Annotated in this window: 23 protein-coding genes and 2 pseudogenes; 17 read left to right on the top strand and 8 right to left on the bottom strand. The window is 35.5% G+C overall.

The features are described from left to right. Window positions 1-59 precede the first annotated feature (59 nt). The 4 genes and pseudogenes from serC to AC3WVZ_RS14255 all read left to right on the top strand — a co-directional run. A complete protein-coding gene (serC, locus tag AC3WVZ_RS14270; protein ID WP_233936529.1) occupies window positions 60-1,142 on the top strand; it encodes a 3-phosphoserine/phosphohydroxythreonine transaminase in 1,083 nt (360 codons plus the stop codon). Window positions 1,143-1,154: 12 nt separating this feature from the next. Continuing rightward, the gene (locus tag AC3WVZ_RS14265; protein ID WP_233936528.1) at window positions 1,155-2,327 is read left to right on the top strand and encodes a 3-phosphoglycerate dehydrogenase family protein; all 1,173 of its coding nucleotides are present in this window, start codon (window positions 1,155-1,157) and stop codon (window positions 2,325-2,327) included. Window positions 2,328-2,340: 13 nt separating this feature from the next. Continuing rightward, on the top strand, window positions 2,341-3,588 hold the full coding sequence (locus AC3WVZ_RS14260) for a DUF1015 domain-containing protein (protein ID WP_001063074.1): 1,248 nt from the start codon (window positions 2,341-2,343) through the stop codon (window positions 3,586-3,588). A gap of 86 nt (window positions 3,589-3,674) precedes the next feature. Further along, window positions 3,675-3,848 (top strand): annotated as a pseudogene (locus AC3WVZ_RS14255) (hotdog family protein); the annotation flags it as partial. 61 nt (window positions 3,849-3,909) lie between these two features. On the opposite strand, the gene AC3WVZ_RS14250 reads toward AC3WVZ_RS14255, so the two are convergent. The 3 genes from AC3WVZ_RS14250 to AC3WVZ_RS14240 form a co-directional block, all read right to left on the bottom strand. Next, window positions 3,910-4,305, bottom strand: coding sequence for a DUF3224 domain-containing protein (locus AC3WVZ_RS14250; RefSeq protein ID WP_063220626.1), 396 nt, complete (start codon window positions 4,303-4,305; stop codon window positions 3,910-3,912). A gap of 196 nt (window positions 4,306-4,501) precedes the next feature. After that, on the bottom strand, window positions 4,502-5,533 hold the full coding sequence (locus AC3WVZ_RS14245; protein WP_063220627.1) for a S66 family peptidase: 1,032 nt from the start codon (window positions 5,531-5,533) through the stop codon (window positions 4,502-4,504). Between the two features lie 655 nt (window positions 5,534-6,188). After that, complete coding sequence (locus AC3WVZ_RS14240) at window positions 6,189-6,686, bottom strand: hypothetical protein (RefSeq protein ID WP_063220628.1); 498 nt, start codon at window positions 6,684-6,686, stop codon at window positions 6,189-6,191. A gap of 463 nt (window positions 6,687-7,149) precedes the next feature. Here AC3WVZ_RS14240 and AC3WVZ_RS14235 point away from each other — a divergent pair, with 463 nt between their 5' ends. Then, on the top strand, window positions 7,150-7,776 hold the full coding sequence (locus tag AC3WVZ_RS14235) for an ATP F0F1 synthase subunit alpha (protein WP_063220629.1): 627 nt from the start codon (window positions 7,150-7,152) through the stop codon (window positions 7,774-7,776). 194 nt (window positions 7,777-7,970) lie between these two features. Here the strand turns inward: AC3WVZ_RS14235 and AC3WVZ_RS14230 are convergent, their stop codons facing one another. Further along, entirely contained in the window at window positions 7,971-8,225 is a 255-nt protein-coding gene (locus AC3WVZ_RS14230) for a SunI/YnzG family protein (protein WP_063220630.1), read from the bottom strand. A 265-nt stretch (window positions 8,226-8,490) separates the two neighbouring features. Here AC3WVZ_RS14230 and AC3WVZ_RS14225 point away from each other — a divergent pair, with 265 nt between their 5' ends. The 5 genes from AC3WVZ_RS14225 to AC3WVZ_RS14205 all read left to right on the top strand — a co-directional run bounded on the left by AC3WVZ_RS14225 (window position 8,491) and on the right by AC3WVZ_RS14205 (window position 12,820). Next, window positions 8,491-8,760: a 2TM domain-containing protein gene (locus tag AC3WVZ_RS14225; RefSeq protein WP_000440733.1), complete on the top strand. Its 270-nt coding sequence runs from the start codon at window positions 8,491-8,493 to the stop codon at window positions 8,758-8,760. A gap of 340 nt (window positions 8,761-9,100) precedes the next feature. Further along, the gene (locus AC3WVZ_RS14220) at window positions 9,101-9,940 is read left to right on the top strand and encodes a YitT family protein (protein WP_000747495.1); all 840 of its coding nucleotides are present in this window, start codon (window positions 9,101-9,103) and stop codon (window positions 9,938-9,940) included. Window positions 9,941-10,092: 152 nt separating this feature from the next. After that, the gene (locus AC3WVZ_RS14215; RefSeq protein ID WP_000781961.1) at window positions 10,093-10,770 is read left to right on the top strand and encodes a response regulator transcription factor; all 678 of its coding nucleotides are present in this window, start codon (window positions 10,093-10,095) and stop codon (window positions 10,768-10,770) included. Between the two features lies 1 nt (window position 10,771). After that, window positions 10,772-12,148 (top strand): sensor histidine kinase, encoded by a 1,377-nt coding sequence (locus tag AC3WVZ_RS14210; RefSeq protein ID WP_233936526.1) that lies wholly within the window; start codon window positions 10,772-10,774, stop codon window positions 12,146-12,148. A gap of 201 nt (window positions 12,149-12,349) precedes the next feature. Further along, the gene (locus AC3WVZ_RS14205; protein ID WP_000820996.1) at window positions 12,350-12,820 is read left to right on the top strand and encodes a DinB family protein; all 471 of its coding nucleotides are present in this window, start codon (window positions 12,350-12,352) and stop codon (window positions 12,818-12,820) included. A 104-nt stretch (window positions 12,821-12,924) separates the two neighbouring features. Here the strand turns inward: AC3WVZ_RS14205 and AC3WVZ_RS14200 are convergent, their stop codons facing one another. Together AC3WVZ_RS14200 and AC3WVZ_RS14195 are read right to left on the bottom strand one after the other, a co-directional pair. After that, window positions 12,925-14,184, bottom strand: a complete 1,260-nt coding sequence (locus AC3WVZ_RS14200) for an MFS transporter (protein ID WP_139847127.1) — start codon at window positions 14,182-14,184, stop codon at window positions 12,925-12,927. 69 nt (window positions 14,185-14,253) lie between these two features. Next, a complete protein-coding gene (locus tag AC3WVZ_RS14195; protein WP_142408413.1) occupies window positions 14,254-14,874 on the bottom strand; it encodes an ArsR/SmtB family transcription factor in 621 nt (206 codons plus the stop codon). 185 nt (window positions 14,875-15,059) lie between these two features. Between AC3WVZ_RS14195 and AC3WVZ_RS14190 the strand changes: the two genes are divergently transcribed. Together AC3WVZ_RS14190 and AC3WVZ_RS14185 are read left to right on the top strand one after the other, a co-directional pair. Continuing rightward, window positions 15,060-16,124, top strand: coding sequence for an ABC transporter permease (locus AC3WVZ_RS14190; RefSeq protein WP_000477770.1), 1,065 nt, complete (start codon window positions 15,060-15,062; stop codon window positions 16,122-16,124). Continuing rightward, window positions 16,124-16,795, top strand: a complete 672-nt coding sequence (locus AC3WVZ_RS14185) for an ABC transporter ATP-binding protein (protein ID WP_098595235.1) — start codon at window positions 16,124-16,126, stop codon at window positions 16,793-16,795. The genes AC3WVZ_RS14190 and AC3WVZ_RS14185 overlap by 1 nt, the downstream gene beginning before the upstream one ends. A gap of 49 nt (window positions 16,796-16,844) precedes the next feature. On the opposite strand, the gene AC3WVZ_RS14180 is transcribed toward AC3WVZ_RS14185, so the two are convergent. After that, window positions 16,845-17,957, bottom strand: coding sequence for an LPXTG cell wall anchor domain-containing protein (locus AC3WVZ_RS14180; RefSeq protein WP_000851034.1), 1,113 nt, complete (start codon window positions 17,955-17,957; stop codon window positions 16,845-16,847). A gap of 436 nt (window positions 17,958-18,393) precedes the next feature. Between AC3WVZ_RS14180 and AC3WVZ_RS14175 the strand changes: the two genes are divergently transcribed. From AC3WVZ_RS14175 to AC3WVZ_RS14155, 5 genes and pseudogenes are all read left to right on the top strand, one after another. After that, a complete protein-coding gene (locus AC3WVZ_RS14175) occupies window positions 18,394-19,314 on the top strand; it encodes a class I SAM-dependent methyltransferase (RefSeq protein WP_233936524.1) in 921 nt (306 codons plus the stop codon). 210 nt (window positions 19,315-19,524) lie between these two features. Beyond that, window positions 19,525-21,065: pseudogene (locus tag AC3WVZ_RS14170) on the top strand (serine hydrolase domain-containing protein). 196 nt (window positions 21,066-21,261) lie between these two features. Further along, a complete protein-coding gene (locus AC3WVZ_RS14165) occupies window positions 21,262-22,494 on the top strand; it encodes a DUF4073 domain-containing protein (protein ID WP_233936522.1) in 1,233 nt (410 codons plus the stop codon). Window positions 22,495-22,849: 355 nt separating this feature from the next. After that, on the top strand, window positions 22,850-23,845 hold the full coding sequence (gene cuyA / locus AC3WVZ_RS14160) for a D-cysteate sulfo-lyase (protein WP_001046615.1): 996 nt from the start codon (window positions 22,850-22,852) through the stop codon (window positions 23,843-23,845). Window positions 23,846-24,105: 260 nt separating this feature from the next. After that, window positions 24,106-24,654: a hypothetical protein gene (locus AC3WVZ_RS14155; RefSeq protein ID WP_001201796.1), complete on the top strand. Its 549-nt coding sequence runs from the start codon at window positions 24,106-24,108 to the stop codon at window positions 24,652-24,654. A 130-nt stretch (window positions 24,655-24,784) separates the two neighbouring features. Here AC3WVZ_RS14155 and AC3WVZ_RS14150 read toward each other — a convergent pair whose 3' ends face one another. Then, on the bottom strand, window positions 24,785-25,381 hold the full coding sequence (locus AC3WVZ_RS14150) for a hypothetical protein (protein WP_000554420.1): 597 nt from the start codon (window positions 25,379-25,381) through the stop codon (window positions 24,785-24,787). Between the last annotated feature and the right edge of the window lie 72 nt (window positions 25,382-25,453).

The raw sequence follows: 25,453 nt of genomic DNA, 5'->3' as shown, positions 1-25,453 counted from the left end.
GTTATAATTCAGAAAGTTTAAAAAATAATCCGATGAGAAATAGGGAGGTTATGAGGGTAATGGAGAGAGTCTATAATTTTTCAGCAGGACCATCAATACTCCCTTTGCCAGTTTTAGAGAAAGTGCAAAAGGAGCTATTAAATTATAACGGGACAGGCATGTCTATTATGGAAATGAGTCATCGATCTTCTTATTTTCAAAGTATTATAGAGGAAGCGAGTAACTTACTTCGTGAATTAATGAGCATCCCTGATGAGTATGAAGTTTTATTTTTACAAGGCGGTGCGTCATTACAATTCTCTATGATACCGTTGAACTTAATGAATACGTATAAAAAAGCTGGATACGTACTAACTGGCTCATGGTCTAAAAAGGCCTTGCAAGAAGCCGAAAAAGTTGGGGAAGTACAAGTGATTGCTTCTTCCGAGCAAGAGAAGTTTACTACGATTCCTAAACTGGACGGTTTATTAAGTGATGAAAAACTAGATTATGTACATATTACAACGAATAATACAATTGAGGGGACAAAATATGTGGACATTCCACATGTAGAAAAAGTGCCGCTCGTTGCGGATATGTCCTCAAATATTTTATCAGAGCGATATGATGTTTCGAAGTTTGGTCTTATATATGCGGGGGCGCAAAAGAATTTAGGACCTGCGGGCTTAACGATTGCTATTATAAAAAGAGATTTAATTGGGGAAGCAGATCGCTCTTGTCCGACAATGTTAAATTATGAAACTTACAGTAAAAATAACTCCTTATATAATACACCGCCGTCCTTTAGTATTTACGTAACGAAACTTGTACTAGAGTGGTTGAAAGAGCAAGGCGGAGTATCTGCGATTGAAGAACAAAATAGAATGAAATCTTCATTTCTTTATAATTTCTTAGATGAATCAAAATTGTTTACTTCACCAGTTGATCCTACGTATCGATCACTTATGAACATTCCGTTTACAACACCGTCAGAAGAGCTGAACAGTGAGTTTTTACAAAAAGCGAAAGAACGAGGACTTGTTACGTTAAAAGGGCATCGATCAGTCGGTGGTATGCGCGCTAGTATTTACAATGCGATGCCAGTACAAGGCGTACAGCAATTAGTAAATTATATGAAGGAATTTGAGCTTGAGAATAGATAGGGAGATGGGGATATGTTTCGTGTTCAAACGTTAAATCAAATTGCAGAAAAAGGTTTGCAAGTTTTTACTGAAGAACGTTATGAAGTAGGAGATAGAATCAATCATCCAGATGGAATTTTGCTTCGTAGCTACTCTTTACATCAAGAAGAGTTTTCAAAAGACTTAAAGGCGATTGCAAGAGCTGGCGCTGGTGTAAATAATATTCCTGTCGAGCGATGTACAGAAAAAGGAATTGTAGTATTTAACACGCCGGGGGCAAATGCAAACGCTGTAAAGGAACTCATTATTGCCAGTCTTATTATGTCTTCACGTAACATTATTAATGGTGTAAGTTGGACGAAAAACTTAGAGGGTGAAGAAGTACCACAGCTTGTTGAATCAGGAAAAAAACAATTTGTTGGATTAGAAATTGCAGGGAAACGTCTAGGTGTTATCGGACTTGGCGCAATCGGTGCTTTAGTTGCGAACGATGCGTTAGCGTTAGGGATGGATGTTATCGGATATGACCCTTACATTTCAGTTGAAACAGCTTGGCGTCTTTCTACACATGTGCAAAGAGCATTTAGCCTTGATGAAATTTTTGCAACATGTGATTATATTACATTGCATATTCCTCTTACGAATCAAACGAAGGGGATTATTGGGGAACACGCTGTAGAGAAGATGAAAAGAGGGATGCGTCTATTTAATTTCTCTAGAGGAGAACTTGTAGATGAAAAGGTTCTTCAAAAAGCATTAGAAGAAGATATTATTACACATTACGTAACGGACTTCCCGAATGAAAATGTAATAAAGATGAAAAATGTAACAGCGACGCCTCACCTTGGTGCATCTACGTCTGAATCAGAAGAAAATTGTGCAGTAATGGCAGCACGTCAATTACGTGAATATTTAGAGACAGGAAATATACGTAATTCAGTCAACTATCCAAATGTTGAGCTGCCGTATATCGGAAAGAAACGCATTACAATTATGCATCAAAACGTCCCGAATATGGTAGGGCAAATTACAGGATGCTTAGCGGAACACCATATTAATATTGCCGATATGATTAATCGTAGTAAACATTCTTGGGCATACACAATGATTGATATCGATAACGGAATTGATGATATAATAAAAGAGAATATTGTAGAAAATATAAGCAAAATTACAGGTGTTGTAGCCGTTCGAATGATTGTGTAAAGGAGAGAGGAATGTGGCAAAAATACGACCGTTTCGGGCCATTCGTCCAGTAGAGGAAAAAGCGGCACAAGTGGCAGCTTTACCGTATGACGTATTAAATAGTGAAGAGGCAAGGGAAGTTGTAAAAGGGAATCCATATTCTTTCTTGCATGTTGATAAAGCAGAAATTGATTTAGATCCTGAACTGTCACCGTATGATGATCGCGTGTATGAAAAAGCGGGAGACAATTTAAAGCAATTTATACGAGAAGAAGTGTTCATACAAGATGAAGAGCCAGCGCTATATATTTATGAACTGACGATGCAAGGAAGAACGCAGTCAGGCCTTGTCGTTTGTACATCTATTGATGAGTATGAAGATGATACAATTAAAAAACATGAAAGAACACGTCATGAAAAAGAGCTAGATCGTATTCGCCACGTAGATGTGTGTGACGCAAATACAGGTCCGATTTTTTTAACGTACCGTACAAAAGATGAAGTAAAGCATTTAATTAGAAGCTGGAAAGAAGAGCATGCGCCAATTTATACATTTACAGCAGAAGACGGTGTTAAGCATGTTGCGTGGAAGATTGCAGATGAAGATGTAATTACGACTTTAGTAAACGCATTTGAAGATATTCCTAATCTTTATATTGCAGATGGGCATCACCGTTCTGCATCAGCTGCAAAAGTAGGACTTATGCGAAGAGAACAATATCCAAATTACACAGGAGAAGAGGAATTTAATTTCTTCTTATCGGTTCTATTCCCTCATGATGAATTATCGATTTGGGACTATAACCGAGTTGTGAAAGATTTAAATGGCTTATCAGAGGAACAGTTTTTAAATCAAATTACGCAGTACTTTTATGTAGAAGGAGCACCTGTTTCTCCGTATAAACCAAATGAGCCCAAATCATTTGGTATGTATGTAAATGAGAAGTGGTATAAGCTCACAGTGAAAGAGGAAACGTTTGATGCGAATGATCTTGTTAGAGGTTTAGATGTATCTATTCTGCAAGACCATTTATTAAGCCAAGTGCTTGAAATACATGATCCGCGTTCTGATTCACGCATTGATTTTGTTGGCGGAATACGGGGGCTAGAAGAACTAGAACGACTTGTGAACAGCGGCGAATACAAAGCAGCATTCGCATTATATCCGACATCTATGGAAGATTTATTAGCAATCGCAGATGCCGGTGAAGTCATGCCGCCGAAATCAACGTGGTTTGAACCGAAACTGCGTAGTGGGTTGTTTGTCCATTCTTTAAAGTAAATATTGACTTCTATAGTTTTGAAAAACCGAAATGATTTGAGTTTCGGTTTTTCTTATTTTACAAGTGTTTTTGAGGAGGGGGATCGATGAAATTGCAAGTAGGCGAAAAAATTACCTTTGAAAGAACTTTTACGAGAGAGGATGTTGTTTTATTTACAGAAGTATCTAAAGATGAGCAGGGGAGATTCGCTGTACAAGGCCTATTAACATCAACACTACCTACAAAAATTGGCGGAGATTATAACGTACTAGCTCGTCAACAAAAAGGACATTCCGAGTATTACAAGAAATGTCCTTTCCACTAAATTATAAGGTATTTCGCTAAAATTCAAACTCTAAAATTAGTTTACTAGTTTGACCTGTAAACTGATAATGATAGGATCCTCTCAGGTTTTCTAAGTTACCGGTAGCTTTAATAATTGTTCCTGGGGAATCTAAATTTCCTTTATCAAATATTCCTTGCTCTATAGCTGTAAATGTCCCTTGTTGCCCCTTATAAATTCCTTCGAAGTGTAAAAAACCAGAAATTTTAGCAGTAGCCAAGTGACCATCATTTATATTTGAGTCCAAATAATATAATAAGTATTCAACAAAAGCTTTTCCTTGTAATTCCCCATCGATATCATATTCAACATGAGCAATATTAATAGGAAAATCTTTTCTAGTATCATCAATTGGTTTTTCATCCCATTTACTTACTGTAAATGTTACTTCCATACACGTAAATCCCCCTTTATCATTAGATAAGTAATCTCCATATCATTTAAAAAGTACCAATTCACTGTCATATCTCATAGGAGTGTTTTTATTTATTTGAGTCCTGTCATATTGCTATCAAGCTCATCAAAATAAAATACACCCTAAAATGAAAAAAATTATAAAACTTATGGCTAAACTTATTTAAAGTTTTCCTTTATTCCACACCACTCTCCAAAATAGAGAAAGATCCATTCTCACAATCAATTTCTGCCATTGCACCGTAAGGTAAAATAAACTTCGGTTCAGTATGGCCAAAATTTAAATTATAAAGAATTGGCAAATCTTCTAAGTTATGTTCCTTCATAACCTGCAATATTTCCTGTTTATATTCTTCATAGTATTGTTCATCTTTCGGTTTACCAAAAATGATTCCTTTTGCTTTTTGCAGAATACCTTGTGCTGCATAATTTCGTAACCAATATTTTATATAACTTGGTTCTGGATGATCTTCAGAAGTTTCAAAGAAGAGAATACTATTCTCCCAATGTTTTTTCTCAGGCCAAAGTTCCGTTCCTTTTGCAAATTCCAATACTTCAATACAACCACCAATTAAGCGCCCCTGTACAGTGGTAGAGCCTTGAAGTACCTCATATCCATTGTTTTGCTGCATCGTACGTCTTGTATCCTTATTTATTTCAATCCATTCTAAATGCTCACTTGTCCATTCATGAGCTGGTTGAATCTCGCCAATCGTTTCATTTGAAAAGAGGGTACGATTTACCATTTCAATTGTGTATGGATCCATTTCTACATTTTCGGCAAAATCGGTCAGAATTGCTGGACCGTATAAAGAGGAAAGCCCTGCTTTATGACAAAATAAATGTGTAATAGTAACGTCAGAGTACCCCATAAAAATTTTCGGGTTTTCGCGTATCACATTAAAATCTATATGAGGAAGTAAGCGAATGCTATCTTCACCGCCAATATTAGCAATAATTGCTTTCACGCGCGTATCTTTAAATGCTGTCATTAAATCTTCCGCACGAGCCTCTGGATTGTTATAAATGAATTCGCAACCTTTTAAACTATTTGGCATGGGAACAACCGTAAGACCGAAAACTTCTTCTAACCTCTTTACCCCTTGATCATATCGCCATCTTATTTCAGGATCACCTGCTCCTCCCCATGAAGGACTTACTGTTGCTACAATATCTCCTGCTTGTAACCTCTTTGGTTTTATTAACATGTTAACCCCGCTCCTACATAATGTAATAGACTACGATTATACAAAATGTATCATTGAAAAAATATGATGCATGACATTAGTTTCTTCATCGTCAATTCGTTTACCTGCTGGGATTTAAGAATTCAATCTTAGTGTTGAATTGTATTTGAAAATTACAGTATGCAACATTGTATGAGAAAGAAAGTTGCTATTTTCTGCAATCTGTAACTGTAATGATTATAAGTTAATCGTATTCAATCCGAAAAATAAAATCATCATGAATGGAGAGGTTACAGCTTTTCCTGAACAAGAAAGCTAGCGCCTTTAGGCATGGGAGAGGTAAGGGAAGTTGGATACGGAGTGTCACTAAAAATCGCAACGTTCGTGGTACTTTAAGTGTCCGAAGTATAGATAATTTCTTCGTTTTTTTGTTGGGATTTTTAGGGGATTATTCTTTGAGTAGTAGATAGAGAGGTGAAAAAATACACCTAATTAATAGGTGTATTTTTTAGACTTGAAAACCACATATGTATTGGAGATTTCTCTGGGGTACAGCGTATCATTACAGAAATCATGCGTATACATAATAGGTGCTATATTGAATGGTTTCCAAATATATATGGAAATTGAAAACTAAATAAATCTCAATATTGGTAACTTAAATACCTGTACTATATTAAGAATTAGTAGGAGCACCGCCAGTATGGCCATGAGCTTCAAATTTTGGAGCCGGGAAATGTGTATGTCCTTCTTGTTTAGGAGCCCCACCAGTGTCACCGATGTTTAAAGCAGGAGCGCTGCCAGTACCACGTGAATCTAATTTCGAGCTTAAATCAGCATGTGTCTCTTGTTTCGGAGCAGGGAAATGTTCGAGCCCCTCAAGTTTCGGAGTCGGCGTATCACCAACATTTAAAGCAGGAGCGCCAGTATTACCATGCGCTTCTAACGTAGGAGCAAAGAAGTCAGTATTACTCTCTTTTTTAGGAGCCATTCCTTCTCCATGAGTATTTGTATAAGCAGGAGCCCCGCCGTGGTCCCCATGGCTTTCTAATTTCGGAGCAAAAGTTTCACCGTGCTCAGCTTTTACAACGCCGCCATCCCCAATATTTACACCAAAAAGACCAAAGCTAAACACTGATAACCCTACAACAGCTGTACTAATTTTTCTTTTCAATCTATATCTCTCCTTTTGTTATGTTTTTTCATTTTGTCTAAACGTGGTAGATAAAATGAAATGAATCGTAAAAAATTACCAATTATATTACGATATACGAATAATTCTGTGTAATATTTTGTAAAACCTCCTTGGAATTTGAATTTTATGAAAATAAAATTCGACACGGTTCAGTTTTCAACTAGTTGAATAGAATTTGATTGAGTTTTTATAAAGCTATTGGTTAACCTTAGGATCAAAAGTAGTTCTTAATTTCTTTATAACGTGCCCATAAGGTTATTTTAGCTTTGAATTAACTATTATAATTCGAGAATTTATTCCTCTTGCTGTATATTTAAAAATTACAGTATGCAACATTGCATAAGAAAGAGGGTTGCTATTTTCTACAACCTGTAACTATAATAGTTGCAGGTTGGTCGTATCCAATCAAAAATAAAATCATCATGAATGGAGATGTTTCATAATGGGTATGAAAAAATTAATTTTAGCAGGTGCTTTAGGAATCGCAGCATTATCAGGAACAAATTTACCAGGACTAGAAGTAACAAAAGCGAGTGCAGCTTCTATTGAATCGAATTTCTCGACGTTAGAAGGACGAGTAGTAGAAGTAGATAACGGTGTAATTGTCGTAAAATCTAAGCAATACGAAGAACCTGTTAGTGTATACATGGATACTTTCTCAAATGTGAAAGTAGGAGATGAGGTTAAAGCTACTGGATCTATGATGCGTAATTTTACAGAATATATGGTTGCAACTGCAATTGAAAATACAACAAACAAGTTTGGCATGCACATGAAAGAAGATGGCTCACCTGATTATGTAATTGGGGAAGTATCAAAAGTTGGAACAGACGGTGCTACTAAATATGTCGTAGTGGGGTATCCATCGTTAAACGGGAAGAAAGATATTATTGATGTTTTCTTAACAAAGGGACAAGTATTTAATGTGGGTGAGAAAGTGAAAATTGATATGAATTATGTGGGCTGGGGTGGAAGTTCTATTAACTGGAACACAACGGATCATATCGAAAAGGTTTATGAGGTAAAGAACAACGCTGTGAATAATGATGATGTTTGGATTTGGTCTTAATTAGACTTCTGTAAATAATAAATGTATCATGTAGTACTCAGCAAATGGTCATGTGTATGACCATTTGCTGAGTACTTTTTTCTTTTTTTTATATTTGGGGCTAAGGTACATCATTGTATCTATAATAATTTTTAAAATCCCGGTACACAGTTGAATCGAATAAATCTATACAGACAAGTGTTTTCAAGTAATGCTTATGCATTGATTTTATTCAAAACTGCTACTCTATTCGTCGTAAATAATAGATAATTTTGTTTTACTGTTTTGATTAAGATTCGATCTGTTGTAGCATATGCTGTTCCGACTCGGATTACGTTTTCTTCTTCTACACCAGCATAAGTTTCATCTTCTGTAACTTCAATAATATCACTTAATGGAATTTGAACCTTAGCTAGTTGCCATGAAATAATTAATTCTTCATCTGTTTTTTTGACATCGATACCTAGCATGTTATCAAAACCTTTCTCTATTAAAATGCCACTATTAATTTAATTATACAGATTTAAGGGTTTTATTTCTATTGTGAAATTTGATTTTTCACAAGGTATCGTACTACGAACAAATAAAGGTATCCACTGACAACTGTGATTTTTCTGCAATGAAGATGGTCTTTTTTATGTTGTGAATTTTTGAGAATAAGGGATTCCTGACTAGAATATGATGTTTAAATCGGAGCGGATTTAAAAAATACAATAATGAAAGAGGTGTTTACATATGGAGCGAAATGAGAATTATTTACGAGCTAAAAAAAGGGTGGAGAATTTAAAAGCGTTTTACATTCATTTAACGGTCTATATATTAGTGAACTTAATGCTTTTTTTTATAAATATAAGTTCTGATTCAAGTAAATTATGGTTTTTATATCCACTTGGAGGTTGGGGGATTGGTATCGTTATACACGGTTTAACAACTTTTCCATTTGGGATATTCGGAAAAGAGTGGGAAGAACGAAAGATTAAAGAGTATATGGAGAAAGATAAGTGAATTTATTTTTGGAATGTATGAATATAAATCTCTACAATCAAATGCTTGATGCGAAGCCTATTCTATAGCTTCGCCTATTTGTTTTGTATTCGAAGTTTGCGCGAGTGAGAGTGTTCCTATTCACTTTTCAGCGTAAATTGCAAATGAAATCAAAACTTTACTTGTAGTACATAATAAATAAAGTTGTTACCCTTTTAAAATTACATGTGGATATAGGATAAAGTTGATTTATCATCCTATATTAAAATAAAAACAAACCACTGTTCGATTTGAATATTCCACGATATAATAGTGAGAGTTTATGGCAGAATAAATATTTACATAAGAAGTGAGGTACTGTATGAAAAAAAGAACGACAGACATTATTTTTATTATTATCGGTGCATTTCTTTTTGCGTTAGGTGTCAATTTATTTGTTATTCCGAACGAGTTTGGTGAGGGCGGGGTAACAGGTATCACGATTATTACGTACTATTTATTTGAGTGGTCACCAGGTTTAGTTAACTTAATTTTAAATGCGATTTTGTTAATAGTCGGTTATAAATTTTTAAATAAGATTACAACGATTTATACGATTATCGCTGTAGTGACTAACTCGCTATTTCTTCATTTAACAGAAGGCTGGACGATTGCTTCTGATGAAATGCTCGTAAATGCCATTTTCGGTGGAATATTTATCGGGTGTGGTATTGGTCTTATCATTCGCGTTGGTGGAACAACTGCAGGTACTACGATTTTAGCAAGAATGACGCATAAGTATTTAGGCTGGAGTATTAGCTATGGTCTACTGTTCTTCGATTTAATCGTTGCGTTTTCATCTTATTTCATCATTGGTGCAGAAAAACTGATGCTGACAATTATTATGTTATATGTAGGAACGAAAGTAATGGAATTTGTAATTGAAGGCTTAAATCCGAAAAAGGCCATTACAATTATTTCTGATAAACCAGATGAAATTGCCGGGAAGGTAACTTCTTTAATGGGTAGAGGGGTTACTGTGTATTCAGGTCATGGTTATTACACGAAAACGCCGAAGGACATTCTTTATGTTGTTATTAATAAGCAAGAAGTAGTGAAGCTAAAGCGGATTGTTCAAACTACAGATCCGGCTGCCTTCATCGCTATACACGATGTTCGTGATGTGTTCGGAGAAGGATTTGTTGATATTTCGAAGGCTTAAAAATTGTTTTTGATTAAAATAATCTTAATACTAAAACGTGAGAATCTATTTTGAATAATCTTTTTTCAAAATAGATTCTTTTTCTTTTTCTTGCAAAAAATCCAATTGTTTCTTAATGTAGTGATGTAGAAGGATGAACGAGAGAGGGTTTAATGAAGATGATACATATTTTATTAGCTGATGACGATAAACATATAAGAGAGTTATTGCATTATCATTTACAAAAAGAGGGGTTTAAAGTTTTTGAGGCGGAAGATGGAAAGGTAGCGCAAGACGTATTAGAGAAGGAAAATATTCATCTTGCGATTGTAGACATTATGATGCCTTTTGTTGATGGTTATACGTTATGTGAAGAAATTCGGAAGTATCATGATATTCCTGTTATTTTATTAACTGCGAAAGACCAGTTAGTGGATAAAGAAAAAGGATTCATTTCTGGTACAGATGATTATATCGTAAAACCATTTGAACCAGCTGAAGTGATTTTCCGTATGAAAGCTTTATTACGCCGTTATCAAATGCTGAGCGCTGACATAATTACACTCCATGGAACGACAATTGATCGTAAAGGTGTTGAAGTAAAGTGTAACGGCCAGACGATTTTACTTCCTTTAAAGGAATTTGAATTATTATCACAATTAGCTAGTTATCCTGGGAGAACATTTTCAAGAGAAGAATTAATTGAATTAGTATGGGGAATGGATTTTGAAGGAGATGAACGAACAGTTGATGTTCATGTGAAAAGGCTCCGAGATCGTTTCTCAAAACGAACGGATGATTTTCAAATTACAACGGTGCGCGGCCTCGGGTATAAGTTGGAGTTGAAATAAGATGAAATCACTATATTCTAGATTTGTATTTATGACGGTCGGCATTATGCTACTTAGTAGTATTATCGGCTTTTTATTAACGAACGTATATTATCAAGTGAAGTTAAAACCGTATAATAGTGAAAAGATTTTAAAGTATGCGGAAGAAGTTAAATCGTTATATGAAAAGCAAAGTGAAGAAAATCAAGAGACGTATTTGCATTCTATTGCAAAGTTAGGGTATGAAATTTATATTGTCGATGATCAAAAGAATGGAAAGCGTATCGGTAATGCGTTTCGTAAGACGTCTATTAGCGATGCTACTGTTCATAAAGTATTGCAAGGAGAAACGTTTAATGGTGTTTCTACGTATCCAACGCGTCTTTTTATTACAGGATTTTTCGATAATGAATTAATAAATAGTGTCGGTGTACCGGTAAAGCACGGTGATAAACAGTACGCGTTATTTATTCGCCCCGACATTCAGAACCAATTTGGCGAAATGCGAATTTTCTTAGCGGTATTACTTGGGTTTATCGTACTATTAAGCATTATCTTTATAGCGATTGCAGCAGGTTATATCGTTCGCCCAATCCGTAAATTTACGAAGGCTACGCAAAAAATTGCGAGTGGGGAATATAAAATTGAATTAGACGTAAAACGAAAAGATGAAATAGGAACGTTATCTACAAGCTTCCAAAAGATGACGAAAAGTATTAAAGAACTAGATGAAATGAGACAAGAATTCGTTTCGAACGTTTCACATGAATTTCAATCACCACTTTCTTCCATACAAGGTTTTTCAAAAACGTTGCAAACAGAAAAGATGAGTGAGGAAGAAAGAAATCATTACTTACAAATTATTGAAGGTGAAAGTAAGCGAATGTCTAGTTTATGTAAACAGTTACTTACGCTCGCTTCATTAGATAAGGAGGAAAAGGTTTTACAAATAAAAGACTTTTCCTTACAAAAACAAATAAAAGACGCCATTTTTATGCTTGAATGGAAATGGCGGGAAAAAGATATCGCCGTTGAATTTGATGTGCCGGACATTACAATTCAAGGTGATGAAAACTTACTTCATCAAGTATGGAGTAACATTTTCACGAATAGCATTAAGTTTTCAAACGATGGTGGAACGATTGAGTTTTTCGTGGAAGAGTTAGAGTCTAGCGTTATAATTTCTATATCAGACAACGGAATCGGTATGGAAAAAGAAGAAATGGATCGTATTTTTAATCGTTTTTATAAGGTGGATACAGCGAGAGCAAGAAACGTAGAAGGTAGCGGTTTAGGGTTATCAATCGTGCAGAAGATTGTTGAACTGCATAAAGGGACCGTTTCGGTATATAGCACGAAAGGGGAAGGGACGACTGTTCGGGTTGAACTTCCTAAATAGATGAAAGAGGCTGTTTGGGAACAGCCTCTTCTTTTTTTGTCGCTAGTATACGTGTAAAATGAAAAAATATGAGTCATTTTAATTGCATAATCGGATGAGTTTATGGAGTGGGATTAGGAGGAAGTTTATTTAAAAATGTAGAATCTCTACAGAGTTAGAGGAAGTGTATTAAAACTTGAACTGTGTAGGGAGGAAATTACTTTGAAACGAATTGACTTGTTATTAAATAAACTAGATTCAACATTCGATAAAGAGAGTTGGTATGCACCGTTTAAACATGCTATAGAAGGACTTACAGCTGAACAGGCTATGTGGAAACCAGCTGGAGAGACAACGAATACCATTTGGGAGAATGTTAATCATCTCACTTATTACAAAGAAAGACTTGCTGCAAACTTGGAAGGACGTGAATGGACACATAATCTTGACGGTAATGACACCTTTTATCTGACTAAGCAATCTAATAATGATACGGAATGGAAGGAAGTCGTTGAACGCTCTGAAAATGCTCAGCGTAATTTAAGACAGGTATTAAGTGCAATTTCTGAAAGAGAGCTTGAACAAAATTCACTTGAAGGTAAATTACTGGACATCATGCTTCATGATGCTTATCATACAGGCCAAATTATTCAATTAAGGAAAATGCAGGGGGCATGGCCATCAAAGCGTTAACTGCCGTTTTGGTGCTTTTGTTGAATAAAATTTAGATATTCAAACGACTTTATTATTATATTTTTAACCCCGTCCCAAATTTAGAACGGGGTTATGTTTGCTGGCTATAAAGCAGCACCTTTCCTGCGCTCCTCCTTAAACTGCACCCCAAAAGTATCCGCTGTAATCTCATCAGCTTTCGGCAATGCTCGTAATTTCGGATGAAGTAGCCATACGAGAGAAATAAATAAAATCCCGATGCTAGCGAGCGCGAAAATGAGTTGGCTACTAAATACATTTGCAGTGTATCCGCCAATTAAAGAACCGATCGGCATAGCAATTGTGCTCATACTTCGCATGACTGAATTGATGCGGCCAATATATTGATTTGGAATTACAATTTGGCTAATTGTCGCAAATAATATGTTGGTTGCACCAATTGGAATCCAAGCTAGGCCGAATAAGAGAATAGATAGCCATTGAAACGGTACGATTGTAGAGAGAAACCAAAAGGTAGCGCCAGTCGCAAAGCCAATAATAGAGACACGGCCAACATTACGTTTACCAACCCATGAACTGAATAATGCACCGATGAGACTACCTGCTGATATAGCAGCTAAGAAGAAGCCATATGATTTCACGCCCCCTAAAGAATCAGCGAAAGAAGGGAGTATGGCCATCGTCATACCAATTGAAAAATTAGCGACAACGGAACCGATTAAGAATACGCCCATTAAGGAACGGAAGACAATTGAAAAACCTTCTTTTAAATCAGAGAAATATTGTTTAGTTGAAAGTGATGTGCCCGTTTCGGTTTGCTTTGGCATTTTTAATGAAAAGAACAAAAGGGCAGTAATCGCGAATGTGAAAGAGTCAATTACATATAAAGTGATCGCGCCAAATAGTGCTACTAATATTCCAGAAAGCGTCGTACAAATTAAATCAATGCCTTGATACGCAAATGAGAAGAGAGAGTTTCCTTTTAATAATTGTGTTTTATGCAGTAGAAGTGGTAAAGCTTTTGATTGTGCGGGATAGGCGAATTGTTCGATAAAGGCTACGATGGGCATGATGATGAGTAGTAGTTGGACTGTTAGTAGGTCGAAGTAGTGTGTAATAGGAATGATTAATATAAGAATGCATTGCAGTACTTGTGTGATGACGAGGGTGTTTTTAATTGGCCATCTATCAACGAATGGACCGGTAAGAAATTGTAATGCAGAAGGTAGTAACGTAAGGAAACCAGCCAATCCAGAATAAAAAGGATTACCACTTAGCTTATATACGAGCCACATTGCTGCTACGTAATATAAGCTATCTCCTATGTTGGTGAAAATTCTTCCTAAAAATAATAAGAGGAAATTCCGGTTTTTTAATATGTCCATTTAATCTACTCCTTTATAAGAAATTTATTCGGTAAAATAAATTTGACCGTTTATGTAAAAAAAATCGTATTACGATTTTTCTTCTTTAATAAATTGCTGCATTGTTCTCTCAGCGATTTGAAGTGCAGTAGTAGAAATATAATAAGGTTTACTATTCGGATCTTTATCTGCACCTTTTGTGATTTCGTTTAATTCAGCCATTAATTCATAAAACTTTTTTACCCACACTTGAAATTGTTCTGGCGTAGCATCAAATTCCCAGCAAGATGAAACGTAATTCCACTTAGCTGGATCTTCACTTGCATTTCGTAATGTAAAAGCTTCTTCTGGTGCAGCGAGAATTTGGCTTTTCGTTCTTTCTATCATTTGTAAAAAGATTTGGCGACCTGATTCGCTTAATATTTCTAAATGAGGTAATAGATCTGCAGCAGGGGTGAAGCCTTTAGCGACAGATTGATAAAACTTTTGAACAATCCCATTCTTTTCTTCTGTATAAACGATCTCTATAAGACCATTCTTTTCTAATTCTTTTAAATGATAATGAATTTTCGCCCTTGAAATGCCGAATTTCTCAGATAGTAATTGTCCAGTATAAGGACGTTCGCATAGACGTATCATCATTTCGGCACGTAGTGGATCGCTTAATGCTTTTAATTGGCTATAAGTAGTTAGTGTTAATACGGGCTTCAACATGATCAACTCCTTTAATAAAATTACTCGGTCAATATTATTTGACTGAATTGTATCAAGGATTTCGAATGTTTTCAATACTTTCTGAAAATTAAATCTTAATCTCTGTAATCTTCTGTTCATATTCCGTTCATATTTCTTTTTTATGATAAGTGCATAGAAAGAAAGAGGAAGGAGCGAGCGAAATGTTTTTAGCTCTGCGTGAATTAAAACAATCAAAATTACGATACGGATTAATCGGATTGATTATGGTGTTATTATCATTTTTAGTCCTTGTTATTTCAGGATTAGCAAATGGATTATCATATGATAATGCTTCATCGATTCAAAATATGGAGGCAAATAAGTTCGTTTTAGCAGATGATGCGGAAAATAAATTACTTCGTTCACAAATTAAGAAAGACGATGTAGATAACGTAGTAAGTCAAGTAGGCGAGAAAGAGGCAGTTCCGTTTCGTGTGAAAGTTTCAACATATGAAAAGAAAGATAGCTCGAAAAAGGTTGATATCGCTATTTTCTCAAGCGAACGAGATTCATTTTTAGAACCGAACATTGTAAAAGGGGAGAAATTAGGTACAGCAAACAACGAGATGGTTGCTGATGAATCGATTAAAGAGAAGGGAATCGATATTGGAGATACAATTATCGATCCTGTTTCAAAGAAAGAATTTACAATCGTCGGATTTACGAAAGATCAAATGTTTAGCCATACACCAGTCGTTTATATAAATGAAGACGTATGGGGATCTATTTCACAACCAAACCAAAAAGATTATAGTGCAATTGCACTTAACACAGATAAAGAAATTAAAAATGCTCACGTTATCGATAAAAAAGAAGTACTGCAAAGTATTCCAGGATTTAAAGAAGAGCAAGGAACATTAACGATGATCATTGCGTTCTTACTTGTGATCGCTGCGTTATTAATCGGTGTATTCTTCTATGTTATTACACTACAAAAAACACAGCAATTAGGTGTATTAAAAGCAATTGGTACGAAGAACTCATATTTAGCAAATAGCTTAGTCGTACAGGCGTTATTCTTATCAGTCGTTGCGATGGTAATTAGTATCGTTCTTGTACAAGGGTTAGAACAAATTTTACCAGCGGGTATGCCGTTCTTATTAACAACACCGATGATTGCACAATACGCAGCAATCTTTATCGTAATTAGTATTTTAGGAACACTTATTTCGTTATACCAAGTATTAAAAGTTGATGCATTAGAAGCAATTGGAGGCGGGATGTAATGACTTCATTATTGAAATTAGACAAAGTAAGTAAAGTGTACGGAGAAGGGAATACGGAAGTAACGGCCCTTCATCCGATGTCGCTTGATGTGAAAGCTGGAGAGTTTATCGGAATCGTCGGTCCTTCTGGATCAGGGAAAAGTACATTATTATCAATCGCGGGTGCACTATTATCACCGTCAAAAGGGGATATTTACATTCGTGAGCAAAATATTACGAAGCTATCAGAAAAGGAAATGACAGACATTCGTTTGAAAAAAATCGGCTTCATTTTCCAGTTCGCAAATCTTGTTCCATATTTAAATGTAAAAGAACAATTGCTTTACATTGCTAAGTTAAAAAAAGAAAACAAGAAAGAATCAGAAAAGCGTGCGGATCATTTATTAGCAGCATTTGGATTAGGAGAAAGAAAAAATCATTATCCAAATCAACTATCTGGTGGGGAAAAACAAAGGGTAGCAATTGCTCGTGCGTTCATGAACAACCCAGATTTAATATTAGCGGATGAGCCAACGGCAAGCTTAGACTCAAAACGCGCACGTGAAGTTGTTGAAATGATGAAACGTGAAGTGAAAGAGAGCCAAAAAGCAGCAATTATGATTACACATGATGAAAGAATGCTTGATGTATGTGATCGTATATTGACGCTTCGAGATGGACAGTTAATATAAAAAAAGGAAAACCGTACATGTATGTGCGGTTTTCCTTTTTTTAATGGATTTATTTAGAGAATAACGTTTTAATTTTATTACGAGTAAGTAATAAAATCCCGCCTAATACAGATAGCATTCCTAGAGCCATATTGTTTGATTGCTCGCTACCAGCGTTAGGAAGTTCTTTAGCGTTATTGTTTTTAGTACCATTATCTGCTTGCGTTTGTTTAGACTGTGATACTTCATTAATCTTGTTATCAACATTTTGCTTCGTTGTATGTAACTCAGCTAATTTGTCGTCAATTTTTTTCTCAGTATGCTTAAAGTCGTTGATTTTAATATCTAAGTCTTGTTTTTTCTTTGTTAAATCGTCTGAAACAGTTTGTTTCGATTGTTTAATTTCGTTAATTTTATTTAGTAAATCTTCTCTAGCCTTTTGTAATTCAGCTAGTTTGTTTTTTACATCTTGTTTAGCTAGTTCTAAGTTAGCGGAAAGACTGTCTAAATTGCCTTTAATTTTCTTAAGTTCCTCTAACGTGTTACCAGTATTCGGCTTGTTTTCTTTTAACTCAGCAAGTTTGTCCTCAGCAGTTTGTTTCGCTTTCTTTAACTCAGCTAATTTTTCATCTACTTGTTTTTTTACTTCCTTAAGTTCATTAACCTTTTGATCGATGTTCTCTTTATGTTGCTTCATTTCATTCACTTTTTCATCGACAGTTTGTTTATGTTCTTTAATCTCATTAACCTTATTATCGATATTTTGCTTATGTTCTTTTACTTCAGCAACTTTATCTTCTACTTGTTTTTTATGCTCTTTTATTTCCGCGATTTTATCTTCGGCGATTTGTTTGTCTTGCTGAAGTTTTGCATCTAACTCTTGTTTATGTTGTTTAATCTCGTTAATTTTTTCATCAGCAACTTGTTTACGTTCATGTAGTTCATTCACCTTCGTATCAACATTTTCCTTAACTTTGTTAAGTTCATTCAATGTTTGATCCACGTTTTCTTTGTGTTGCTGTAATTTCGCATCTAACTCTTGTTTATGTTGCTTAATTTCAGCTAATCGATCTCCCGTACTTTGCTGAGGAGTAGCATCATTTACTTCCGCATGAGTAGAGTTCGCGCCAGCAATCATTGCTAAAGCTAGTGTAGACGCAGCAATTGTTTGTTTTGTTTTCATATTTTTGTACCTCTTTTCTTTCATATGCATGAGCTGTTTTGTGTAAAATTGAGCATATAGAAGTAGATTATCTTATTATTATATACTATGTTAGGCGCTTAGAGGAAGGATTTGCATAATAATCTATGATTATGTAATTTTTATAATCTCTTATTTGGGGTAGGGGAGTACTCTTTAGCAAATGTAGTTTTTCCAACTGTAATGATAACTAATCTTTTCATGACGCCCTCCATTTGTGTTGTTATAAACTGGAATATTCGGTGTAGATCGAAGTCTTCCTGCTAGAGATTACACAAATTGTTGGAGCGTTAGTAGGCTGAAAACTTGACAAAAAAACTTATTTGTGCTATAATTTACCAATATAAAAATAAGGTGTATAATAGGGTTCTCCTGGCCAGGGGAACCCTATTTTTGTTGTGAAAATGAAGGAGAGTGTATGTGCGTGAAACAAGGTGAAGCAAGTGTAACGTCGTTAGTATCAGCTTTCAGCAGGGCATATCATAGTGAATTTGATAATCCGAAAATCTTTGATGATTATGTAGCTAAAGAGTTCATTTCGCCAAAAGAACGAATTAATATTGAAACGAATATGGTTCAAGGAATACATTTCTTCAATACAGACATTGCACAGCAGTTTCAAGATAATCCACAAGAAATATTAAAATGGATTACACAAGTGCAATTATCACCAACACCTTTAGCACGTGCGGCATATTGTGAAAGAGTATTACTACACGAGATTACGCTGGGAGCGAAACAATACGTCATACTCGGTGCAGGCTTAGATACGTTCAGTTTTAGACACCAAGAATTAGAAAATAAAATAGAAATATTTGAAGTAGATCATCCTTCTACGCAGGCGTTTAAGAAGGAAAGAATAAAAGAAACAGAACTTGAAGTTCCAAAAAACCTTCATTTTGTTTCAATGGATTTTACGAAAGGATTTTCCTATGAACAGTTACGGAATGAAGGATTTGAACATAAAAAGACTTTCTTTAGCCTTTTAGGTGTTACGTACTATTTAACGAAAGAGGAACTTGCTAGTTTATTAGCATGTTTATTCGAGATGGTTCCGGCAGGTAGTTCTATCGTTTTTGATTATCCCGATGAAAATTTGTTTACGGAAAAGGGACTGTCCAATCGAGTTGAAAATATGGTGAAAATGGCTGCGGTAGGCGGAGAACCGATGAAATCATGTTTTTCTTATGCCGAAATGGAAGCATTGTTAGAGAATTCAGGTTTACTCATTTATGAGCACTTATCACCAGAGGATATAAATACATTATATTTTGCCGGAAGAAATGATTATTTGAAAGCTTTCGAGACGGTATATTATGTGCATGCGGTGAAGAGGTAAGGAATTAGTAGGCATAGGGAGGAATCTCTGTGTCTTTTTTGTATTAAATTTCCTGCCCTCGAATAAAGAACAGTAAAACCCCTAAGCATGTAGATCTTTGATTTTTATTACAATTTTGTAAGGTTAAGTAATGAAAATCGATAGAACTAGATATGTGAATAGGATACTCTAATTAACGGATAGAATATTCTGAAAAAAGGGGCGGAGCAAATGAAGAATAGACAAAAAGCATCGATAATATGCAAAAGTATTTTATGTTTAATTATTTGCATATTTATTACGAATGAAGCATGGTTTACAAATGTGGTGAGGGCAGAATCGGGCACGCTGACTGATAGGAGTATAGAGGATTTCAAAAAAAAGCTGGATGAACAGGTACCAAAATGGCAGGAGGATTATGAGGTACCCGGGGTTGCAATAGGAATTGTGCATGAGGGACGTATTGCTTATACACTTAACTACGGTTATGTAGATAAAAAGACAAAAAAAGCGGTGAGTGATGATACTTTGTTTCAGGCTGGTTCCATATCTAAAAGTCTTACAGCGTGGGGAATCTTGCACCTTGTAGATGAAGGGCGTTTATTACTAGATGATCCCGTTGGAAAATATCTGACCAAATGGAAATTATCTAATTCAGAGTTTAATAATAATGAAGTTACGATAAGAAGATTGTTAAGTCATACAGCAGGGCTGTCTGCACATAAAGGATATCTCGGGGTTGCACCAGGGAAACATCTTGACTCTATTGAGGAGTCTCTGTCTGGAAAAGGATGGCTTAATGAACCAGTGGAAGTTACCAATAAACCAGGTTCAGAAACAATTTACTCTGGTGGCGGATATACAATTTTACAACTTGTAATTGAAGAAGTTACCGGAATACCGTTTGATCGTTATATGGAAGAACAAATTATGAAACCTTTAGGAATGAAATCTAGTTCATTTTTACAACGTCCTGAAAACCATAACCTTTCAAAAGCTTATGGTTATTTTGGAGAGGAGCTCCCTAGTTACCAATTTACCGAACAGGCTGCTGCAGGTCTTAAGACAAATGTTACCGATATGATGGCATTGATACTTGCAAGCATGGATGCAAATAATAAAGGGAATGGTGTCATCAAAAGTGAACGTGTTGAGGAAATGCAAAAGCCGATATTAGGGGAGAATGGTTTAGGTATATTTGAAAAAAAACTATCTAATCAATGGAAATTACTTTATCATTCTGGTGACAATCGTGGCTGGCATTCTTTTTATGGTTTCATTCCTAATACAAAGGATGGATTGGTAATCCTTACAAATGGTGAAGGTGGTATAGACTTACGACAGGATATTTACCACGCATGGATTGAATATGAAACTGGAAAATTACCTGAAAGTTACTTCGCTCTAGCTGAGCAGAGAAAAACTAACTTCATTACATCAATTGTTATTGGCACCACATTTAGTATATATTTGCTACTGTTTGTGATTAGTTTGTACAAAGGTAGAAGAACGTTCATTTTTAAGCAAGCGAAGAAATCTTACATCGGATTAGTAGTTAGGACATTTTTACTTATTATTCCTGCTGTTCTCGTTTTTTGTGCTGCCAATTTGTGGAGAGTGTTTAGTTTGAATTCCGGTAATACAATAAATTTCATTCTAATAATGGTATGGATTATAACATTATTAATTAGTGGATTTTTCCCGAAAATTAAAAGTAATAAAAACAACGTATGAAACGAAAAGATTTAACATCAAAATTTACATGTATGTAATGTAAAAGACTAGAAAGCTAGATTGGCGTGAATCGCGAATTGTGGAGTGCAAAAAACAACAAAATCTCTTAAAAAACACTTAATTTTTTACTCCATCTATCTTTACAATCCCTCTTTATAATGTGAATTGGACAAGCACCTAAGAGAAAGCAGAACATGTCAGTTTGTACATTCTATTATTAGGGGGAGAATTTGTATGAAAAAGACAGTTGCTTCGTTAGCAGTTATGGCGGCATTATTACCGACGTTTTCAGTGCATGCGGAAGGGAAAGAGCAAGCCCGAAAATCAGCTACAACTTTTAATGTTATTAGTGATATTCAAGGTGATTTAGGGGATTTTGATCATGTGCTAAAAGATATGAACAAAGTGACGCCACTTTCTAGAGCGCTTATTATGAATGGGGATATAACGCCGACTGGACAACAGTCACAATATGATGATGTAAAGCGTGTGTTAAATAAAAATAAGCATCCAGAAAATGTATGGTCTACTGTTGGGAATCATGAGTTTTATGCTGGTAAATGGACAGCAGATGGAAAACTCTCTCAAAGTACATGGCCAAATGGTGTAAATGAGGAAACTTTATTTAACCGCTATCTGAAATTTAGTGGACAAGAAAAGGTATATCATAAAAAAGAATTAGACGGTTATCCGTTTCTATTTTTAGGAACTGAAAAATATATGAAATACCACGATTCAAAAATGTGGGACGAAGTATATATGAGTGATGAGCAATTAGGTTGGTTAAAACAAAATTTAGAAGAGTATAGTCAAAAAGATAAAAATAAGCCAATCTTTATTTTCTCTCATCACGTTTTACCTGATACAGTATCTGGATCAAGACAATCACCGTACTTACAAGATTATTTAAACATCGATAAGTTGTACGATATATTAAAAGACTATCCGCAAGTTGTTTTCTTTACGAGTCATACGCATTGGGATTTAAACTTACCGGACTGGGCTGGTAAAAAGAAAATTAAAGGCGGAGATGAAAAAGGTTTCACTGTTGTAAATACGGGCGGGATTGAAACAGGCTGGATGTCAGCAGGACCAAATGGAGGAGAGAAAACTGCTCCAGATGGCTATTCATTTAAACAAGGGTTACAAGTGAAAGCATATGGTAACGATGTAATTGTGACAGCTTACGATTACAAACGTGATAAGGATATAAAGAAGTTATTAATTAGTGATTCAAAAATTGCGCAGATGGCACCAAATGTAACGGCAGATGATAGTAAAAATATAATTGTCGGTGCAACTGAATATATGGAGTACACTATAGAAGGAACGAATGAGTGGCATACGTATAGTAAAGCAAATCCTCCGAAATTTGATGGAGATAAAGTCGTATACGTACGCCACAAAGGTGAAATGAATTTAGAGCCGGGATTAACGCAGTTACTTCGTTTTTCGGTAAATAAGTGATTGGAGGGAGTCTGCATTTGAATGTGTGGGCTCTTTTTTGTTGATGAGAAAGGGGTTGCCTGTCTGTCGTTTTTTGTCGATAGATTGATATATTAAGAAAATCGTTGATATACTGCAAGTTACGATCGATATATTTGAAAAATCGTTGATATATTGTAAGTAATGAACGATATATTTAAAAAATCGTTGATATAAATTTCATGTACCATAATTAAGTTAAAAGCATTAATACGGTTTTACTTATCAAAATGAAATTCTAATACATTTTTAACCGAGAAAGATGACTTCACCATTTTTACGTGTAATAATAGTAACGTTACATATATTGTGAAAGAAGTACAAAAGGAGCGTTACAATGAATTTAGCTAAATTCCCGAGAAAAAAATATACAGAATCATATACACCAATTGAAAAGTTAAACAATTTTTCTGAAGCACTTGGTGGTCCGACTATTTATTTTAAACGAGATGATTTACTTGGTTTAACAGCCGGTGGCAATAAGACGAGAAAGTTAGAATTTTTAGTTGCAGATGCACAGGAAAATGGTGCAGATACGTTAATTACAGCTGGTGGTATTCAGTCAAATCATTGCCGCCTGACACTTGCTGCTGCGGTAAAAGAAAAAATGAAATGTATTCTTGTATTAGAGGAAGGGCTTGAGCCAGAAGAGAAGAGAGACTTTAACGGAAACTATTTCTTATATCACTTATTAGGTGCTGAAAACGTCATTGTTGTACCGAACGGAGCAGACCTGATGGAAGAAATGCATAAAGTAGCAAAAGAAGTAAGTGAAAAAGGAAATACACCATATGTAATTCCAGTTGGTGGATCAAACCCTACAGGCGCTATGGGATACGTTGCTTGTGCGCAAGAAATTATGGCGCAATCATTTGAGCAAGGAATTGATTTCAGTTCAGTTGTTTGTGTAAGTGGTAGCGGCGGTATGCATGCTGGTTTAATTACTGGTTTTTCTGGAACACAAAGCCATATTCCTGTAATCGGGATTAATGTAAGTAGAGGAAAAGCTGAGCAAGAAGAGAAAGTAGCAAAACTTGTAGATGAAACTTCAGCACATGTTGGTATTCCAAACTTTATCTCGCGCGACGCTGTTACGTGCTTTGATGAATATGTAGGACCAGGCTATGCGTTACCAACGCCGGAAATGGTAGAGGCAGTTCAGTTACTTGCGAAAACAGAAGGTATTTTACTTGATCCAGTGTATACAGGTAAGGCAGTAGCGGGATTAATCGACTTAATTAGAAAAGGTAATTTTAATAAGGAAGACAATATTTTATTCGTACATTCAGGTGGTTCACCAGCTTTATATGCGAATACTTCTTTATTTGCGTAAGTGTAAAAAGCATTGGGTATCCAATGCTTTTTTGTTATATACTGGAATTATTGAGAGGTAGGAGGATGATATGAATTCAAATTTAAAATGGATTATATATACGGTACTCGGCATTTCTATTCTATTAATCTTATTTGTGGCTTATGGGGTGTATTCTTATTTTACATTTTAAAAGCGTAATGGAAGTGAACCATAATGTAATGTATGTTATAGTTTGATATGTTAATTAATTACAATACTTTCCACAAGGAGAATACATAATGAGAGCAAAGAAACTAGTAACGTTAGCAGTTCCATTTATGCTGTTAGTCGGATGCGAGGTAGGAGATAAAGATTCTACTCATAAGACTGAGCAAACTAGTAAAGCAATAACAATACTTTCCGAACAACAGTATCCGTACTACATATGTGAGCAAGTGGTAGAGTTCCAATTTAAGAAGGATGAACTATTACTAAACTTAGGAGAATCCTTAAAGGATAAAGAAAAAGCAAAAGCTGTTTTAAAAACATCAAACGAGATAGATAAAATTTTAGATAATATGGAACACATAAAAGTACCTGATACATACAAAGACATTCACAAATCCATACAAGAAGGGGTAACAGAGGCAAGAAAAGCAACGAAGTTAATTAAGGATGCTGGTAAAGAAGATAAACAGAAGATTCAAGAAGCTGCAATGAAAGGTACTGAATTTTTATCAGGTGTAGACGGAGAGCATTGGAAAAAAGCAGTTTATGAGTTATCACAGGAAAACAAAGATGCTTATAGTAAGGCACTTGATAAGAAAGTAAAGGAGTACTCAAAGTAAAACAGTAACTTGTAACAATACATATCCACCTAAAATTTCCGCGAATGCTATGCTAGGAAGTTAGGTGGGAGATTACTGTCCTTAAATGTGGCTGATTAAAGCTACAGCCACATTCTCCTGTTCTAATTAACTAAAAGAAGAACTTCCCCATCCCGATTAAACTACTGATCATTCCTATTCCACTCATGGTGCCTTTTCCTGCTGTAAGTAAGTTTCCAAGCAGTCCTAGCTGACCGTTACCTCCGTTATTTCCCCATCCTATTGGGGCCCACGGACCACCCCATCCTGGAGGGTTTCCAAAAACACCCGAGTTATTGGTATTGAAATGAAAAGGCTTGGCTGGCGGCGATAGTAAAGCTGCAAGATGACCTTGTGCGAACATCCCTGTATGATTGAATGGTTGCGCCCAGGGGAAGGGAGGTTTTTGAAAATTAAAACCTGCATGACCTGGTAATGGAGTCCAATTAGCAGGGTGACCTTGTGGTATTATCCCTGCATAATTAATTGGCTGCTGCCCCAAAGAGAAGGGAGGAGGTTGGGGATTGAACCCCGTATAATTGGCTGATGAATCCCAACTAACTGGATAAACTCGGTAACTCCAATTCTCAGGAAGCTTCAAATCATTCATTACCTCAGATTTAGTTATTTCGGGCTGTGAATATAATGAAATTTGGTTATTATATTGTTCCCCGTTTCCCTGTGACTTCAAATACCAATATTGGTGCATACGCTAATTCCCCTCACTTTAAAAATGTAATGTTAGACTTAGCCTATGTAATATTCCTTTTTTGGGATGGTT

This window comes from Bacillus sp. CPT56D-587-MTF (assembly GCF_058792335.1).
This window is presented reverse-complemented; position numbering and strand designations above follow the sequence as displayed.